This window comes from Phormidesmis sp. 146-20 (assembly GCF_052939475.1).
Map to the genome: position 1 here is coordinate 126416 of NZ_JBJPHT010000008.1, position 17845 is coordinate 144260.

The 17845-nt window shown below is 49.5% G+C and carries 12 protein-coding genes; 7 read left to right on the plus strand and 5 right to left on the minus strand.

The window, feature by feature from the left end:
• Positions 1-54 precede the first annotated feature (54 nt).
• Positions 55-699 (minus strand): hypothetical protein, encoded by a 645-nt coding sequence (locus ACKFKH_RS09555; RefSeq protein ID WP_446858042.1) that lies wholly within the window; start codon positions 697-699, stop codon positions 55-57.
• Between the two features lie 504 nt (positions 700-1203).
• On the opposite strand from ACKFKH_RS09555, the gene ACKFKH_RS09560 reads away from it, so the two are divergent.
• The 6 genes from ACKFKH_RS09560 to ACKFKH_RS09585 all read left to right on the plus strand — a co-directional run bounded on the left by ACKFKH_RS09560 (position 1204) and on the right by ACKFKH_RS09585 (position 12182).
• Entirely contained in the window at positions 1204-2838 is a 1635-nt protein-coding gene (locus tag ACKFKH_RS09560; protein WP_446858043.1) for a carbohydrate porin, read from the plus strand.
• Positions 2835-5150, plus strand: coding sequence for a tetratricopeptide repeat protein (locus ACKFKH_RS09565; RefSeq protein ID WP_446858044.1), 2316 nt, complete (start codon positions 2835-2837; stop codon positions 5148-5150). The genes ACKFKH_RS09560 and ACKFKH_RS09565 overlap by 4 nt, the downstream gene beginning before the upstream one ends.
• Before the next feature lie 130 nt (positions 5151-5280).
• On the plus strand, positions 5281-6504 hold the full coding sequence (locus ACKFKH_RS09570; protein ID WP_446858045.1) for a glycosyl hydrolase family 8: 1224 nt from the start codon (positions 5281-5283) through the stop codon (positions 6502-6504).
• Complete coding sequence (locus ACKFKH_RS09575) at positions 6501-9008, plus strand: cellulose biosynthesis cyclic di-GMP-binding regulatory protein BcsB (RefSeq protein WP_446858046.1); 2508 nt, start codon at positions 6501-6503, stop codon at positions 9006-9008. Before ACKFKH_RS09570 ends, ACKFKH_RS09575 begins: the two co-directional genes overlap by 4 nt.
• Before the next feature lie 6 nt (positions 9009-9014).
• Positions 9015-11585: a UDP-forming cellulose synthase catalytic subunit gene (gene bcsA / locus ACKFKH_RS09580; protein ID WP_446858047.1), complete on the plus strand. Its 2571-nt coding sequence runs from the start codon at positions 9015-9017 to the stop codon at positions 11583-11585.
• A gap of 135 nt (positions 11586-11720) precedes the next feature.
• The gene (locus ACKFKH_RS09585; protein ID WP_446858048.1) at positions 11721-12182 is read left to right on the plus strand and encodes a hypothetical protein; all 462 of its coding nucleotides are present in this window, start codon (positions 11721-11723) and stop codon (positions 12180-12182) included.
• 52 nt (positions 12183-12234) lie between these two features.
• Here ACKFKH_RS09585 and ACKFKH_RS09590 read toward each other — a convergent pair whose 3' ends face one another.
• The 3 genes from ACKFKH_RS09590 to ACKFKH_RS09600 all read right to left on the minus strand — a co-directional run bounded on the left by ACKFKH_RS09590 (position 12235) and on the right by ACKFKH_RS09600 (position 15666).
• Positions 12235-14412: a TIR domain-containing protein gene (locus ACKFKH_RS09590; RefSeq protein ID WP_446858049.1), complete on the minus strand. Its 2178-nt coding sequence runs from the start codon at positions 14410-14412 to the stop codon at positions 12235-12237.
• A 1-nt stretch (position 14413) separates the two neighbouring features.
• On the minus strand, positions 14414-15016 hold the full coding sequence (locus tag ACKFKH_RS09595; protein ID WP_446858050.1) for a hypothetical protein: 603 nt from the start codon (positions 15014-15016) through the stop codon (positions 14414-14416).
• A 326-nt stretch (positions 15017-15342) separates the two neighbouring features.
• The gene (locus ACKFKH_RS09600; protein ID WP_446858051.1) at positions 15343-15666 is read right to left on the minus strand and encodes a toxin-antitoxin system HicB family antitoxin; all 324 of its coding nucleotides are present in this window, start codon (positions 15664-15666) and stop codon (positions 15343-15345) included.
• Positions 15667-15927: 261 nt separating this feature from the next.
• On the opposite strand from ACKFKH_RS09600, the gene ACKFKH_RS09605 reads away from it, so the two are divergent.
• Complete coding sequence (locus ACKFKH_RS09605) at positions 15928-16065, plus strand: hypothetical protein (protein ID WP_446858052.1); 138 nt, start codon at positions 15928-15930, stop codon at positions 16063-16065.
• Between the two features lie 149 nt (positions 16066-16214).
• Here ACKFKH_RS09605 and ACKFKH_RS09610 read toward each other — a convergent pair whose 3' ends face one another.
• The gene (locus tag ACKFKH_RS09610) at positions 16215-17540 is read right to left on the minus strand and encodes a PhoH family protein (RefSeq protein WP_446858053.1); all 1326 of its coding nucleotides are present in this window, start codon (positions 17538-17540) and stop codon (positions 16215-16217) included.
• Between the last annotated feature and the right edge of the window lie 305 nt (positions 17541-17845).

The window sequence follows — 17845 nt, forward strand, 5'->3', positions numbered from 1 at the left end:
TGGGTTGGACTGCTGAGAGGTAACTTAAGTGATGTCTTTGTTTTCAAGCTACCGTCATCGGAGAACGGCTTGAGGGGCGATCGCCGCATCGGTTTGTCCCTTTAGATCGTCTGATCTCTCAATTGCTTTGGCTGCGACTCTGACTCTCTGAGATGTGAGGTCACGTTGACTAATAGGCGGAGTTGGGGGACTGATGGTTAACACTTGATCCGCTTGCAGGTAGCTTCTACCATCCGCCGTAAAGCGCACGACTAAACTATCTGTGCCTTGTGCCACGTCAAGGGATCGAGCGACAGGATCAGTCACCGCCAAAAAGGTCACTTTAGTGTCTGGCTCTAGATTTAGACCTGCCCGCCCGGTTTGCCAGACCTCTTGCGGCTGACCCTGGGGAGTTCGCAGCAGGTTGAGTGTGGCTTCCCACTTGCCTTCTTTTACCTCGACCTGAGTGCGCGACAAGATCGAGTAGGTTGGCTGCTGATTGCTCAGACGATCGCCCGGTTGTAAAGTTCGGAGAGCCTGCACGGTGATTTGGGTGCGATCGGGAAGGGTTGTTTTTCCAGTCACGGTATAGGCTCCGCGCTGTTGGGCAGGCTCGACTTGCATCGTTAATTCTGTTTTCGAGGAGCGCACTTGCACACAGCCCACACAAATCAGAGACAAAAACGCCAGGCAACGCGATCGAGCAACAGTAAACGTCATGGAAGAAAAAAGTTAAGTTGACTTGAAATTCTAGAAAAGAGTGAACGTCACAACAAATGCAGGTCATTTGCAGGTTGCTTACGCGACTCCTACTTCGTTAAGCTCAATTTTCCGCATTCATCCGGAATCGTCAACCCTTAACTTTATCTAAAGCCTGCGAGACCACCCCTTGAGCCTTGATAGCGAGATCAGCGTCTTGAGGTTCTGATTGTGAGGTAAAAGTATTGAGGGCCAGAGGAATAGAAGCTGGAAGTAAAAGCCAAGTCTAGTCGGTTTTGTCCTGAATTGGGAGAAGAAGCTAGGAGATAGGATCGGGCTTTAATTGTGTAAACTGTCACACGATGCCAAAAAATGAGTCAGGTCAAAGTGGGTCATGGTAACGTGTGAAGTTGGTTCTTTGTGACAGTTCGGCTGAGTGAAGTTAATGATCAATATCCTTGAAGCGTTGTCGGCGACGGCACATCCCAAGGTTAGTCCATCAATCAGCAATGGTGTGAGTGAACAATGTCTGACTTATCCAGGTATCCCATTCTAAAGTCTCTTCTGTCTTGGGGAGCAGTCTCGTCGGTGGCGGTGGGCGCGATCGTCTCGCTACAAAACAATCCTGCTCAAGCAAATCCCTCCGCGTCTAATCCAGAGATTGCTGTCCCGCGAAATGATTTGAGGTCGGTTAATCCAGATTTGGCGAGTCGTCAGTTGCCCAGTGTTGCGGCGGTCAGTCCTGCTCGATCTTATGTTCCTCAACTTCAGCAGCCGATTCCTGCGTCTGTCAGCGAAGACGATTTGATTCGTCAGCTTTCGGGGAGTGCGCCAGTCGTGCGTTCTCAGCAGGTTTCCCAGCAGATTCCGGTTTTTGCGCCGACTCCGACGGTTTTGCCTACGACTGAAGCGACGCCTGCTCGTGAACCTGTGTTGGTGACGGCGACGACCAATTCTGATCAGGGGCTAAAGCTGCTAACTGTCCCTCAAATGAAGTTTACGGCTCCGACTTCTGCGGTGCGATCGATCAATCCTAATCCTGCTCCGTTTACAACGACGGCTCAGACAACGGCGATCGACCCCACGACCAAAGATAGCTTGTTGTCACAGTCCTCTAATCAGGATGCCGGATCGCTGTCTCCTCGCAGTCGCCCTTTTCTCAGAAGTACTGCTTTGACTCCGCCCAACTTTACGCTACAGGGCGTTTATCTCTATCAGGGAGATGAGTCTTCGGCGCGGGCCAGGTTGACGACGATCTATCCGCTGACACCGCGAGTCCAGTTTGGGGCTACGTTTGATATCAGTACGGGGAATGCGTTTACGGACACGCCTAATGATGGGTTTAACGTCACAGAGCTATATTTAGCCACGTCTCTGGGCGACATTCCTAATTTGCGATTTGTGGTTGGGCAACTGGATCTGACTTCTTATTTCGATCGCAACAGTTTCGCCAAAGATGGCGCGACTCACTTTTTTAATCCTGTGTTTCAGACCAATCCAGCCCTGAGTGCGACAGGGATTGGCTCTCGTCCAGGTTTGTTGGTGAATTGGAGTCTGACGGACAATATCGAGGCGAAAGCGGCGGCGTTTTCTTCGTCGAGAGGGCTGAGTGACTTTGCGCTGGATGGGTTTGCGGGCGAGTTGGGAATTCGCTATGGCAATCTGATTGTGCGGGGAACGTATGCAACCGATCGCGACTCTGGCAACAAAGATGGCTTTAGAGAAATCTTTCAGATCAATCGAGGCGGCGGACTGACCGGCCCCTTGCGCGGCGATCGAGAAGAATCCTATGGTATCAACGCCGAAGCTTTTATTCCCAATCTGAAAATGGGGATCTTTGGGCGATACGGTCGCTACAACAACGTCGATTTGGGCGAAGGCGGCGACACCTTTAGCGGCGGGATTACCTTTTTGGATCTGTTTGCCAAAGACGATCGCTTGGGGCTGGCCTACGGTCGGGGCTTGTCAAACGATAAACTGCGGGCCCGCAACAACGATCGCACGCCCGATGTGTTGGAGTTGTTTTACGACTTTCGGTTATTGCCCAATCTACGACTTGGCTTCTCGGTGCAAGAGCGAAATCAATTTTCTGAGATCGTCGCTGGCATCCGAGTCAGAACTGAGTTTGATGTCACACCTAGAGGAAGGCTGATTCAGTGAACTTGACCAAACAGCAGCGTAAAAGAAACCGCACCCTTGCCTTTTGCCTGGGGCTTCTGTTGTCGGGAACGCCGATTCTCTCGTTTGCGGTGAGCATTCCTACGGTGCAGGCTCAAACGGTTCCTAGTGAAGTGCGTCGAGGCTATACCGAACTGGGACAGGGATTGGTGAATCAGGCGATCGCGACCTTTCGCGGGGCCATTCAACGATACCCGGAGTCACTGGAAGCAAAATTGGGGCTGGCGATCGCCTTTCGTCGAGCCGGACGGGATGCCGATGCGTTTCAAGCCTATCAGCAGGTTTTGGTTCAAGATCCCAACAATGTGTTGGCGTTGAAGACGATCGGGATTTTGGGCGGCTTTCGGCCTGAGTGGCAGGCACGAGGGATTGAGGCGCTGACGACTTTGTTGAAAATTAGTCCCGCAGATAACGAAGCGCGTGCCCAAAGAGGCTTACTGTATGGCTTTCAAGGACGCTTTGCCGAGTCGCTGGCAGATTATGAGATTGCACTACAGGGCAGTCCCACGCCAGACGTTCTGTTAGGTGCGGCTCAGATCTACACCTACGGCGGCAATCCTCAAAAAGGGCTGGAATTATTTGAGCGCTATCGGTCTGCGTCGAATAAACCAATCGTCGGAAATGCAGCGATCGCTTATGCGCGGGCCTTGAGGGCGACGGGGAACACGGCTCAGGCGATTCGGATTTTAGAAGGGCAGCTTCCGAGAGAAACCAACGCCTTTGGGGTGCAGGTGCGATCGGAGCTTTCTCAAGCCTATTTAGCCAATCGACAACCGACTCAGGCTTTGGCCATTCTTGACCCGCTGCGCGATCGTGGCGATTCTCGACTCTCTCTGGCTAGAGCGCTCAATGAGATCGGCAAGCAAGAAAATCGTCCAGATCTGTCGGCGCAAGCGTCTGATCTCTATCGGCAAGTTCTCAACTCTACGCCCAACCCCTCTCCGGCTCTGGTGCGAGAAGTGGCGGATGTGCTGAGTGCCATTCCTCAAGATCGACAGACCGCCTTGCAGCTTTATCGTCAACTCGTCCAGCAGCAGCCCAGTGACAAAGTGTTGATCATTCAGCAGTTGGCGCTCGAAAGTCAGTTAGGGACTCTGCCTCAAGCTGAAGTGCGGCAACGACTGCGATCGATTCTCCAACCTTTGCCCAGTTCTCCAGCACAGCAGGCGGCGATCGCTCAAGCGCTAGTGAGACTGGAACCCGATCCCGAATTTCTCCCGGTCTATCAGAGTCTGATTCAGGCGGGTGTGAATGAGCCGTTTTTGAACTTTCGATTGGCACAATTGCTGATTGAGAGAAACGATCTGGATGGGGCGAAGACGGCCCTGGCGGCTTATCAGGCGACTTCGGTGGGGTCGCGCGATCTGGCTCCAGAATTGCTATTGGCAGAACTCGATCGCCGCCAGGGAAACCTGGAAGCCAGCGCCAAACGCTATGAAACGCTGATTTCTAGTAGTTCGCGAGACAGCGATGTGACGACAGCCGCGATTCGAGGATTGGCCGGGATTCGATTGGCTCAGGCTCGATATGAGGACGCTTTGACGCTTTACGATCAGTTGATTTCTCGCAGTCCCCAAGACCAGCAGCTACAGCTTGGACGAGCGGCGATCGCCTACCAGGGCAAGAAAATCACCGAAACAGAAGCGGAAGCTGTCCTCGATCGCTTTTTACAAGCCCGTCCCGCCGAAACGCCCCAAGAGCTATACACCTTAGTCGGACTGTTGCCCAGCAATCCCAGACGTGAGGCGCTCTACAACGCCCTGATCGAAGCTGATCCCAGCAATGTGACGGTGCAGGTGAGGCTGATTCAACTGTTGGCGGTGCGAAGCCCCAATCAGGCGCGGGCCCAGGCAAATCGACTGATCGCCAGAGTCAGAAAAGCCTCCCCCAACGGCAACAACAACGTCGAACTGCTGTTTCTCAAAGGTCAACTAGAGCAGGCCTTGGGCAACCTCGATCGCGCTGAAGATGCGTTTGCGGCGATCGTCAATCTCGAACCCGACAATACCAACGCGCTGTCTGCTCTGGGAGGAATTCGCTTTCAGCAGCGACAGTTTGACTCGGCGGCCAGCCTCTACTCCCAGGTTTTGGAGCTAAACCCCGATGATCTGATCGCTCAACGATCGCTAGCCGAATTAACCGCCGCTCAGGGCAATCCGCTAGAAGCGCTAGAACGATTTGAGCAACTCCAAGTGCAGGGCAACGCTGATCCCAACTTGTCCAGGCGCATTCAGCAGTTGCAAGAAGACATGCTCAGACAGCGAGGCTTCCAACCGCCCTGGGAGCGCTATTAAGGTTCGATCACACTTGGTGCATCTGGTTTGAGTTTTCGTGGTCTATGTTGTCTCGGTTCCCGCTTGCCCCCCTCGATCCCAGAAGATTACTTCACGACTGTCCCACTTCCCAGGAGCGCCCATTTTCAGAATGCTGCGGTTTTTGCTACTGATTTTCGTCAGCCTGTCGATCGGAAGTTTGACAGCCTGCAATTTGCTAATGCGCCAAAATTCTGATCGACCTTCTGTTGAAGAATCGGCTACACCCGACCATTCCGCTTTGCTGTCTGAAAGTTGGACGGCTTACCGTAACCGATTTATTCAAACCGATGGGCGAGTGATTGACTGGGAAGCGACTGGACGATCGACTTCTGAAGGTCAAGCCTATGCCATGTTGCGGGCTGTGTTGGCGAACGATCCCGACAGTTTTGCGCTAACCCTCAAGTGGTCACAAAACAACCTACAGCGACAAACAGCCGACAAGCGACGACTCGATCAGCTTTGGGCCTGGCAGTGGGGGCGCGATCCCGCCGGAAGATGGGGCATTCTAGACGGCAACTTTGCCAGTGATGCGGACATTGATGCGATTACTGCTCTGATTTTGGCCTCGCGTCGATGGGAGCGGCCAGAATACCTGAGTTTGGCGCGGGCTAAATTAAAGGATCTCTGGACTTACTCCACGGTGACCGTCGGATCAGACCGATATTTGCTGCCTGGCCCACTCGCCGCCTTTCAAAAAGCAGGCAAGCTCAAGTTCAATCCGTCCTATCTCGCGCCTTCTTCCTTTCGGCTGTTTGCTCAGGTTGACCTTGATCGCGATTGGCTCAGTCTGGTCGAAAGTAGCTATCTAATGCTGGAACGATCGGCGGCGGTTTCCGCGATCGGCTTGCCGAGTGACTGGGTGGCACTAGATCCCAAAACAGGACAGTACGTTGCTTTGGACGAATCCAATACGGTCGTCAGTCGCTATGGATTTGATGCGAGTCGAGTCTGGTGGCGGGTTGCTCTCGATTGGAAGTGGTTTAACGAGCCACGCGCCAAACGCTACCTAGAGAAACATCTGGAACCAATGGAAAAGCTGTGGCGATCGCAGCAAAAAATTCCGGCTCAAATCGACCTCCAGGGCAAACCGATGGTGGACTACGATGCGACTTCTCAGTATGGAATGCTGTACGCTGCCTTTCGGGTCGTCGATCCGGCGATCGCGCAGCAGATTTACGAAAAAAAGTTAAAGCCTCGCTACCAAAACGGTTTCTGGGACAACGACTCCGCCTATTACACGCAAAATCTCGCCTGGTTTGGGCTTCTGCCCTCAACGGCAATCGCGCCCTACCTTTCACCCCCTACTAAAGCTGCCCAAGATACTCACCCATGAACAATCGGTTTTCAGGTCACTCCCGGCGAAATTTGCGTCGTCTACCCCGGACGGTGTTGCGGTCATTGTTGCTATCTAGCATTGGATTGATCACCGGATTGGTCATCACCTTCGCTCAGGGACACCACTCGGCGATCGTCACCGCTCAAGGTGTTCAAAAGCAAGAAGATCAGCTAATCCGAGAATTTAAGCTGCCACCCGCTCAATCCGCTCCGGTCTACCAACCTCAAGCCCCCGTTTCACAACCTGAACCCGCTCCTGCGGCTCCCCAACCTGCCCCGGTTGAATCTGCTCCCGCTCCCGAATCGGCCCCAGTTGAGGCGGCTCCCACCCCTGCTCCGACCCCACAGCCAGAGAAAAAGCCGTCAGAACCTCAGCTGGCAAATACCGGCCCGCGCAGTCAGTACGTTTTAGAATTTAATCGCAGTCCGGTGATTGGCAACCGATTTCGGCTAGAGGGCGTGTATTCAGAAGCGCGATTGGGCTTTACTCGTCCCAAAAATTGGCAGGTCAAATCGGCGAAGGCGATCGTCCATTTTCAGCATTCTCCGGCTCTGGTGGCCAACAAATCCAATCTGATTGTGCGCGTCAATGATACGAGTGTGGGCAGTGTGCCGCTTAATCTTAAGGACGCTCAGACGGGCGAAGCAGTTGTCAACGTTCCGATCAATCTGCTTCAGGACTATAACGAGATTGCGATCGTCGCCCAGCAGCAAAATTCACCGACCTGCTCTAACCCAGATGACAAAAGCCTCTGGTCAGAAGTGCTGCCTGATTCAAAACTGGTGTTTGACTATCAGAGCCAGCCGATCGCCCTCGATTTTAGCCGCTATCCCTTTCCCTTCTTTGACGATCTGGGATTAGATGCCAGCCGCATCAGCTATCTCGTGCCCTCAAAACTGGATGAATCCTGGCTGACCGCTTCCAGTCGATTTCAGACCAATTTGGGACGAATGGCCGATTTTCGCCCGCTCGAAACGCAGTTGGTCAAAGACTTAAAGAAATTTGCGTGGAACGATCGCCTCGTGATCATCGGCACTCCCGAATCACAGCCAACGCTGAAAACGCTGAGACTGCCCTTCCCAATTGTCAACAACCAGATCCTTGATGGCAATAAAGCGCCCCTGCCCGGAGATGTGGGCGTGTTGATGTTGGCGACGACTCAAGAAGGGGGCGTTCCTGTTCTGATCGCGTCTGGCAACAGTGCCGAGGGCGTTGCGAAGGCGGTTCAGTTTTTGGTGCAGCCTCAGAGCGGTCAGATTGGCACAGGTCAGTCGATTTTGGTTAATGATCTCGTCGATGTGCCGTCCCCCGATCCTCGCGTCTGGTCGCGCTATCTCCCGGTGGCGAATTCGTTCAAATTGAGTGAGCTAAAAGGGCTGGACAACAAGCCATTCAAGGATGTGACGGTGCGGGGTTCGTCGGCTCCTCCCGTTCAGGTGGCGTTTCGGGCATTACCGGACGATCGCTTTTTGCGCGGCAGTTCGATGAATTTGCGCTACAGCTACAGTGCTCAGGTCAATCCCAAAAATTCGGCTGTGGAAGTGCGAATCGATGGAGTGGGCGTAGGCAGCAAAAAGCTTACCTCTGATGCGGGCGCGACGAACGAAGTGTTTAACGTCAATCTGCCTGAAAATTTGATTCGGTCAGACTCGGTGATCGACGTTGCCTTTAAGCTGTCTCCCAAAGAAGCAGGCAATTGTGGGCAGGTGAGCGACCAGCAGCTTTGGGGAACGGTTCACAGCGACAGCGACTTTAATCTGCGGCGGGAAACCTCTGTCCAACTCCCCGATCTCAAGCTGTTGACGACGGGCTACCCTTTCACCGCCCCCCAGGATTTGTCTCAGACGGCGATCGTTCTCCCCGACCAACCTAATGATGCAGACTTGATGACGCTGATGAGATTTAGCGAACGCATGGGACGACTCAGCCAGGCCAACTCGGTCAAACTCGACGTGTACGAATCTGGCAAGCTCCCAGAATCCATCAAAAAAGAGCGCAATCTCGTGGGAATTGGCACCCGCGATCGCTTCCCGATTAAAGAAATATTTGAGACGGAGAAAGGCTTTCGTCTGTTGGGGGCTTTCACTCGTCAATCAGATCAGGCGCGCATCCAATCCCTGCCTGACAACGGCGGCGTGATCAAGAGCATTCTCTCTCCCTGGAATGGCGATCGCGTCCTCGTGGGTCTGAGCGGCCAAACCGAATCGGGTCTAAAACAAGTTCAAGACATTCTCAGCAAAGACTTGTGGTTCTATCAACTCAAGGACGACACCGTTTTGGTTAGTGCCAACGCGCAAATGCTGTCTCCGTTTGATTCCAATGCCTACCAGCTTCAGTTTTTACAAGAAGGACGATCGCGCCGGGTCGAAGACTTGAATCCGTTAGCCAAGGCTCGTCGCTTTTTGCAAGACCACTGGTATCTGTTGCCCACGGGCATTATCGCCCTCTCGCTCTTGCTCTACGGAGTTGCCCAACTTTATCTCAAGCGTGTTGCAGGATAGATCGTCATGACAAGTCAAACTTCTGATCTAGAGCCAAAGCGTCGCAGTAAAAGTGAGCGACTTGTCGCTTGGCTGGCTGACCTGATTCCCAACTTTTTTGATCGCACCCTTAGTTGGGTCGGACGATCGCAGCTAATCTGGCTGATGGTCGTGCTTTTGGTGCTGTCTGTGCCGTTGATCATCACGCCGCTGACGGTCTTGCAGCAGGGCATCGTCGCCGTTATTTTGGTGGCGATCGGTTGGTTGGTGGCGACCCTGGAGCAAAAACAGCCTCAAGAAAGCACCAGCCAATATTTGCATCTGTTTATGGTGTGGCTGAGTCTGATTACGACGTTTCGCTATCTCTATTACCGCACCAACTACACGCTTAATCTGACGAGCGGCTGGCTGGACGCAACATGCAGTATTTTGCTGTTTATTGCAGAACTTTATGCGATTTTGACGCTGATGCTGGCGTTCTTTCAAACCCTGCAACTTAAGAATCGCAAACCCGTTGATTTAGACAATATTCCGCCTGACCAATGGTTTTCGGTAGATATCTACATTCCCACTTACAGCGAGGATGTGGAAATTGTTCGCAAAACGACCCTGGGGGCACTGGCGATCGACTATCCCGCAGACAAAAAGCGCGTCTACATTCTCGATGATGGTCGGGCTGACAAGTTCAAATCGCGACGAGCCGCATTGAGAAAGATGTGCGACGAACTGGGCTGCACAATGCTGACGCGCGACAACAACGAACACGCCAAAGCGGGAAATATCAACACTGCGCTGAAAAAAACGGGCGGCGAGTTGATTCTGATTTTGGATTGTGACCACATTCCAGTTCGCAATTTTCTCATGGAAACGGTGGGATTTTTCTACCGTCCAAAAGTCTCTCTAGTGCAGACTCCGCACTGGTTTTACAACCCTGATCCGTTTGAGCGAAATCTGCAAACTGGGGGCAAAATTCCGGTCGGCAACGAGCTTTTCTACAAAGTGCTGCAAAAAGGAAACGACTTTTGGAATGCGGCTTTCTTTTGTGGGTCGGCGGCGGTCGTTCGCAAATCTCACCTGCTCGAAGTGGGCGGCATCGCAGTCGAGACGGTGACCGAAGATTGTCATACCTCCTTGCGGCTGCACTCATTGGGGTACGAATCGGTGTACTACGATCGCGTCATGGTGGCGGGTCTGGCTCCCGAAAACTTTTCTGCCTATGTGGGTCAACAGATTCGCTGGGCGCGAGGCATGGCGCAGATTCTGCGACTCGAAAATCCCTTATTTAATCCCAGGTTAAAGCTGTCCATTCCCCAACGCATTTGCTATTTCAGCGCGACTTCCCACTTTTTCTACGGATTTCCACGTCTGATGTATGCGCTGGCACCTGCTCTATTTCTGGTGTTTGGCATCAATCCGATCCGAGGTCTGGGGCTAGAAACGCTGGCCTACGCCTTGCCTCACTTTTTCATCTCGACCTACGCTAACTACATCACCTACAAGCACGTCCGCTTCTCGTTTTGGAACGAAATCTACGAGTTTGCGATGTCGTTTCATGCGGGACTGGTGACGCTGTTGGCGTTGATCAATCCTAAATTAGGCTCGTTTAATGTCACGGACAAAGGACTTTCGGTGACCAAACGCAGCTTTGATTGGGGGTCGGCGCGGGGACTAGTGATGACGGGGGTATTGGTAGCCGCCGCGATCGCAGCCGTTCCTTTTTGGCTGATCCTTCGTCCCCAAGATTCAGAAGCCGTGCTGGTCAACCTGGTCTGGAGTATTTTTAATCTGATTTTGATTGCGTCTGCAATTTTGGTCGCCTTTGAACAACCTCAACTGCGTCGGGCCCATCGTCTCGATCGCAAACTCAGCGCCCTTCTCTACAGTGACGATCGCACCCTCAGAGGTACGACGGCCAACGTCAGCGAAACGGGATGTCAGCTAATCTTAGATTCTTGGTCTGACCTGGTGAATGAGGTTGAGATCGAGCTGATTGGCGATTATGGGGCGAGGGCGTTTGTGACGGGGCAGATTATTCGCATCGTGCCGATTAATGAATCTCAGTCGATGTTGTCGATCGAATTCATCAATCTGACTCGTTCTCAACTGGATGCGATCAGTGTGGTGATCTACTCGGATGTGCGCGAATGGTATTCTCAACAGCGCGACGGGGTGGATGATCCGATGGAGTCGTTTCGGTTTATTGCCAGCAGTATTGGGCGATCGTTTCGCAAGCGAGAAGCGGCTCCCAGTGGTCTCAGGACGCGCAAGCCGATCCATGCTCATGCTCAACTGTATTGGCGGGGTCACTTTTATCAAGCGGTGGCGATCGAGATCAATCAGCGCAGTTTGCAGTTAGAAATGCCGACGGGGTTGATTTATGACCTGGATGCGTTGGGCAACAATCAGCCTTTGGTCGGTTTGCTGCTGAGTCAGGATACGGATGAGCCTTTGCCCAAACGGTTGCTTGCTCAAGTTGATCAGGTAGAGTCGGTGGTTGACCAACATGGCAGCCGGATTGTGATTGAGTTGAGTTTCCCCGACAAAATCATGGAGCGCCAAGAAAGCAAAATTAAGGAACTCGTAAAAACTTTGAGCTAATAGCTGATTTGAAGAGGTGGGTGGGGCGATCGCTCTTGATTGCCTACTCCAGCATCAGGACGCGAAAGCCTGCTTGGACAAAATGACGATGTTACAAAAGTTAGACTTCGGGTGTATGGTACGCAATGACTACCTATGGATAATCGTAAGTTTGTTACAGAAAATCGAGACTTTTTGATCAAGCAAAGTGAGATGCTGCAAGCGATCATTAGCCGCATGGCCAGCAACTCGCTCATTATCAAGCAGCTAGGATTAACACTTTGGACAACATTAGTAGGCTTTGGTTTTACAAACAGGGCAAAGCCTTTATTTGTTCTAGCGTTGATTTCTTTTGCACTGCTAGGCTTTTTAGATGGATACTATCTACATCTGGAGAAACGCTTTCGACATAACTTTAATCGGCTAGCTGAGATACTATGTGGCTTTAATAGCGGAAGATTAGAAGAGATCCACAACTTTAGAGGAAACTTCATAGCTCTAGAACAATTGAGCAAAAAACAAATTTTCCAGTCATACGTCAGTACTTTAGTATCTTGGGCAAATCTCCCTTACCTAATAATTTTAGTAACTACACTAATAATCTTGATGGCCGCCTAAAACCTTATATTAGTTCTTGAACCCTTAGGCTCTCACAAGAACACCTTAGAAATTATGTCCTCTCTCGCTTTATGCTACGAATCAGGAAATCGATTGGATCAGGTCTTTTCTCACGAAAATCAACATATTTAAGATTTGCAAGAAAAGATGAGACTTTTGGCTCCCCTACGCAACTCTTAAGAACTACAGGAATAATTAGATCGTTATATTTCACATTATTACGTAGCAAAGCGCTAATCTCTGTATCCTGCCAGGGCCCAACCCCAGTCTTACCGTGGAATATAGCCGCTGCCCAGAGCCGATCACTTTCGATGATTTTTTCCAATTCCTTTCGTATTTCTTCACCACCCAAAATTTCATCATCTATCCAATACGAAATTTTGTTATCTTTCAACTTGGCTACAATCTTATCAACTTCGGTTTTATCTTGAGTGTTGTAGCTAATAAACACGCCAATCCGGAAACAGATTTCATTCCCATCAAATTTCTCCTGAATTGTTCTTCTACGCGATGGCCCAATATTCTTAACTTTAGAGACTAAATCATCTATATCTTTGTAAGGCCGAGATGCAACGATTCCATTGATGATTCCAGTGTGAATATTCGTGCCTCTGAAAACATCTGATAGAATGCTCTCACTAGCCATGTTAATATCTATGGGAATCTCTTTTTCAACAACTTCCTGAGTCAAACTAGGAAACTTTGAGCTGGATGTATCTCCAATACGCTCAAACAAATTAACAAATTGAATTCTTCTCAAGCTCAACTTTCTCTTAAGAAAATTAGAGCAGTCTACTGGAGAAAGGATGAAAGCGATATCTGGTGGGACTTCGCCACAAATATCTTGCTTAAAATTAGACTCCTCCAGAAGTTGAATAAATCTATCTACATACCCGCTGAGAAGCTCATAATTTCTTGCTCCACCGTAAGCACTGGCTACGACTTCTCCATCTTTAAGCAGTTTTGCATAACATCTGAAGATATGGTCATTGGAATCATTAGTGAGTTTTTCAAATGAGATTTGGTAGTTTGATTGACCTAAATACTCTTGCCATTGGGATCTGCATAAAACATCTATAAGCTCCTTTAACTGCTTTCCAGAACCTTCAAAATGGTTCTCGTATTTGTCAATAAAATGCTCTTGATATATACCGAGTACTTCCAAAGCATAGTCTCTACAATAATTCCCTAAAACTCGCATGTTCCCATGAAGTTTAGATTTGATCTTTTCATCTATTTTCTTGATTTTGTCAAAAGCCCCTTCAAAACCTTCACAGTTCTTGTATGCACCTTCAATCCTAGTATCAATTTTTTCTCTAATTTTCCGGAACTCGTCAGTCAGACCAGGGCCAAGTGTGATGCTCAAAGTAGAAAATCGACGCTCACTTGCTGCCTCTGAACTAATGAGAGTATTCAATATATCCGAAGTGCCAGCCATGTAAATCAATAACCGAACTTCATTGTTATACTCTCTGCTAGATATTCTATTAGTCAGAGATTTTAAGACAGCTCTCATCTGCTGAGGTTGAGTTGCGTCCTCTCTTAAAGCATCATCCAACTCATCAATAAGATAGATAAACGCATATCGAGGATCGGCGGTTTTGACCCTATGTATTACGTCTAAAAATACATTTTGCAAATCAACATCAATATCTTTAGTAAAGCGATTAAACTTCCCTAAGAAGCCTATATCAAAATCTCTCGCCTGAGTAAGCTCGCTAGAGGACTCCCCCACAAGTTCTCGTAAAACGTATTCCCCTACAGTCTTAATTTCTACATCATGAAGTATCTTCCAAATTGTCTCAGCTAGTATATATGAGTAAAATTTGTTATGAAAGCTTTGAGAGTTTCTGGAAACTCTCAATTTTGCTGGAAGCTCAAAACTAACAACTATAGAACGATTAAAATTACCGTTTTCAACTTCAATTAGCTCCCTGAAGTAGTTAAACAGAGTCGTCTTACCGCTACCTGCAATCGCAGCAATAAATCTAAAAATAAATCTTCCCTTATTGAAACAGTAATCTAAGTCATCTTGAAGTAGATCTGTTATGGTATGCAGTTGCTTCCCGATAATTTTTTGGGAGGCACTGTTAGCTTTAGTGACTTCACCGCCTTCCCCTTGTCGTTTAACTTCGCGTTCAATCCAGATATCTTGGCAAAAGTCTCTACCAGAAGCAACTCTACTGAGAAAGGGTTCTATAAAACTAGAATTTTCTGAAGAATCAGTCATACTACTCGACCCAATGGATTAACTCGTCTTCTTCGCCCTTAGAAGTGAAAACAGTACCAGTAGACCTTAGCTCCTCAAAGTACTTGTTCAGCATTTCTGGTGAGAGGACGGCTGAGTTAGTATTTTGAAAGCTTCCAAACAGCTCCTTTTTATGGATAGCTACAATCCCACTTAGTTCTTGACGTTTTCTTTCTTCAAAGTAGAGTAATCTAAACTTCTCCTGAAATTCGTCAAAAGACATTACATCAAAAGATTTACTCTCAGAATGAGCTTTAGCAGCTTTTTTGATGCAATTCAGCAAAGTATTTAGGACTTTTTGTCCTTTAGCAGCCTCAAATCTGTAGTCTGTTGTAGCTAGGTTGGCAACAAGAGCTTCTAAACCTGGCTCTGTTACAGAAAAGCGTCCTTTACTCCTTTGCTTGATTAATCCCTGCGTCAGTAGAGAGTCATAGATATTCTCTGCTTTTCCCCGCCATTTACTCTGCAAGTAGGGCTTTACAGTACTTTTTGTGACAGTATTCAAATTTTTCGCTGCTGTATCTGATTCTGTGTACGCACTCGCGTAGAGCAGATAGACGAGCTGTTCTGTAGTAAGTTCAGGCATATCTTCCATCCTCCCGTTAAATTGTAACTGCTATGGAACTAAGTGTCTCTACTGAGCAGATGATAGCTGCAATATCCGCATAAAAATTCGTTTAGTGGACTAATTAGTGTTGGTAATGTCTCTCTCAGCCTCATTTTCCAACCTCTAATCGGGCCTTCGCCCCTGTTACTCCCTAAATAAAGCTCAGAACTCGGAACGTTGAGCAAATTACCCCATCCTTCAAGCTCTGAGCCTTGACGACCCCTTGCGGGTAACTCGAAGAGATCGACCTTTCAAGTCAAATCATCCCGCTATTTTCTAAATTACGGCTTACAGGAAGATGGTGGTCATGCCCGCTTTCGGATGCGTTCTTGGAGGCGATCGGCGACATCTGCACTCAGTTCTGCTTCTGGCTCAGTTTGTTCGCGTGTCGCCAACACAGACTCAATCTCAGAAGACCAAGCTTGCCCTAGCTGCTTTATTAATGACTGAAATGCCTGTTGCTGCCGTTCAATATCCGCTTTAGAAACCACCTGAATCGTATGAGCCAACGCTGCCTGACGAGTCAATGCGTAAACAATGTACTGATTCAGCGATACGCCTTCGCACTCAGCGAGATGAGCAAGCTGTTGATGCAACGTTTCAGGGAGTCTCAAGGTTAATCGGCTCATAGCTTTTCTCCTGATGCTAACAGGTTCACAAATTGTACAGGGGTCAAAACAGGCAGCCCTAACGACTCTTTAGCACTTTGAAAATCTCGAATATTAGAGGATGTTTGAAAAGTTGTCGTTCATGGCATCACTCGCCCGTGAATGCAATTCCGGGCTAGCAGAGCAAAACCCGTTTAAACGGGTTGGAACCAATCACGACAAGCGCTTCAGTCCCTTTAGTGGACTTTCCCTGATAGACCGTGATTTTGAATCACGGGCGGAATGGCAGCGAAGCGAAGCAACTTTTTATACTTTTCAAACATCCTCTTAGACGTAACCACGATCGCGCCTGCATTCATCGCACAATCAACGACCAAATCGTCACCTGCATCTGGAGAAGTCGGTCGCCAAGAGAAATAAATATTCGTGTATTGAGCAAGCGAAGCTCAGAACTCGGAACGTTGAGCAAATTACTTTATCCTTCAAGCTCTGAGCCTCGACGACCCCTTGCGGGTAACTCGAAGAGATCGCTCCATACACTCAAGTCACCTATCTTTTTGCATCACCGCTTACAGCAAAATGGCGGCCCGATCGGCCAAGTCCGATCGCTCTCCTTTTAATAAAGTGATGTGACCTGCGATCGCTTCTTCTTTAAATCGCTCCACCACGTAAGTCAAGCCATTGCTGGCAGCGTCTACATAAGGATTGTCAATCTGATCAGGGTCGCCCGTGAGAATCACCTTCGTCCCCTCGCCAGCGCGGGTCAAAATCGTTTTGACTTCATGAGGAGTCAGATTTTGCGCCTCATCGACAATGAGAAACTGATTGGGCATCGTCCGACCGCGAATGTAAGTCAGAGGCTCGATTTGTAGCAGTCCACGTTCGATCAGTTCTTCGTGTCCGCGTCGCCAGTGGCTCGGTTTGCCAGACGGATCTTGAGTGCCAAAAATCAGATCGAAATTGTCGTAGAGCGGCTGCATCCAGGGATTCAATTTTTCGTCAATGTCTCCTGGCAGATAGCCCAAGTCCTTCCCCATCGGCACCACAGGTCTAGAAATCACCAGCCGACTGTAGATGCGCTCATCCGCAACTTTTTGCAGACCAGCGGCGATCGCCAACAAGGTTTTCCCTGTGCCAGCCTTACCGACCAGCGTCACCAGAGAAACTGAGTCGCGCAATAGGAGATCCAGCGCGAAGTTTTGTTCACGGTTGCGGGGGTTGATTCGAGAAATGCCAGAGCGAGGCATCTTAGCGATCGGCACCACTTTGCCACTCTTGCCATCGATCGTCGCTAAAGCGGTATGGTTCGGTCGAGCCGCATCGATTAGCGTCAACGCCTGATTAGGAAAAAACGGTTGAGTCAGCCCGATCGCACCCTGTTGAAAGAGGCGATCGATGTCTTCGCCTTCAACCACGACTTCTGTGATACCTGTGTAGAGATCATCGACATCCACTTTGTCGGTTTTGTAGTCTTCGGCAATCAGTCCTAATGCGTCGGCTTTGATGCGTAAATTAATGTCTTTGCTGACCATGACGACAGGACATTCACACTGGCGCATCAGTTCTAACGCGACGGCCAAAATGGCATTGTCAGCCCGATCGCCTTCTAGCTCAGGCGGCAATTCTTGAAGCGTTTCTCGATGGCACAGCGCTACTTGAATCGAGCCGCCATTGTCGAGAGAAATCCCTTTGGTGAGATGCCCTTTTTGGCGGAGTTCGTCGAGGGTGCGGGAGGCTTGGCGGGCATTTCGTCCGGTGACTTCGGGCTGTTTTTTGAAGCGATCTAACTCTTCGATAATCGTGATCGGCAATACTACATCGTTATCCTCGAATCGCAAAATTGCACTGGGGTCGTGAAGCAGGACATTCGTATCGAGGACGAAGGTTTTTTTCATGAAGCACTTCTCAAAAATAAGCGGACAATCTCACAGGAAACGCAGGGAACAGATGGAATCTGCGCTGCATCGGGTCTAATCGCGCCATTTGATCTCAGTGCAGCAGACCTTGAAAGACATCGCACTTAATGACGTTTAGCGATCGTGACACAAAAGCGGGACGATAAAAAATGAGTTTCAGCCTGAGTTTGCAACTATTAGTATGATTCGCTACAAATTCAGAAGATTTTTCTACGTGAGATTCGCAAATAGCTATTTTTTGCAAGTGCCCGTTCCTCACAAGTTTCTCAAATTGTTTTTGTATA

Excerpts from the sequence above, each read along its gene's own strand:
- ACKFKH_RS09575 (WP_446858046.1), top strand. The coding sequence starts at position 6,501 with ATGAACAATCGGTTTTCAGGTCACTCCCGGCGAAATTTGCGTCGTCTA.
- ACKFKH_RS09555 (WP_446858042.1), bottom strand. The coding sequence starts at position 699 with ATGACGTTTACTGTTGCTCGATCGCGTTGCCTGGCGTTTTTGTCTCTG.
- ACKFKH_RS09600 (WP_446858051.1), bottom strand. The coding sequence starts at position 15,666 with ATGAGCCGATTAACCTTGAGACTCCCTGAAACGTTGCATCAACAGCTT.
- ACKFKH_RS09610 (WP_446858053.1), bottom strand. The coding sequence starts at position 17,540 with ATGAAAAAAACCTTCGTCCTCGATACGAATGTCCTGCTTCACGACCCC.
- ACKFKH_RS09605 (WP_446858052.1), top strand. The coding sequence starts at position 15,928 with ATGGCAGCGAAGCGAAGCAACTTTTTATACTTTTCAAACATCCTCTTA.
- ACKFKH_RS09595 (WP_446858050.1), bottom strand. The coding sequence starts at position 15,016 with ATGCCTGAACTTACTACAGAACAGCTCGTCTATCTGCTCTACGCGAGT.
- bcsA (WP_446858047.1), top strand. The coding sequence starts at position 9,015 with ATGACAAGTCAAACTTCTGATCTAGAGCCAAAGCGTCGCAGTAAAAGT.
- ACKFKH_RS09585 (WP_446858048.1), top strand. The coding sequence starts at position 11,721 with ATGGATAATCGTAAGTTTGTTACAGAAAATCGAGACTTTTTGATCAAG.
- ACKFKH_RS09570 (WP_446858045.1), top strand. The coding sequence starts at position 5,281 with ATGCTGCGGTTTTTGCTACTGATTTTCGTCAGCCTGTCGATCGGAAGT.
- ACKFKH_RS09590 (WP_446858049.1), bottom strand. The coding sequence starts at position 14,412 with ATGACTGATTCTTCAGAAAATTCTAGTTTTATAGAACCCTTTCTCAGT.
- ACKFKH_RS09560 (WP_446858043.1), top strand. The coding sequence starts at position 1,204 with ATGTCTGACTTATCCAGGTATCCCATTCTAAAGTCTCTTCTGTCTTGG.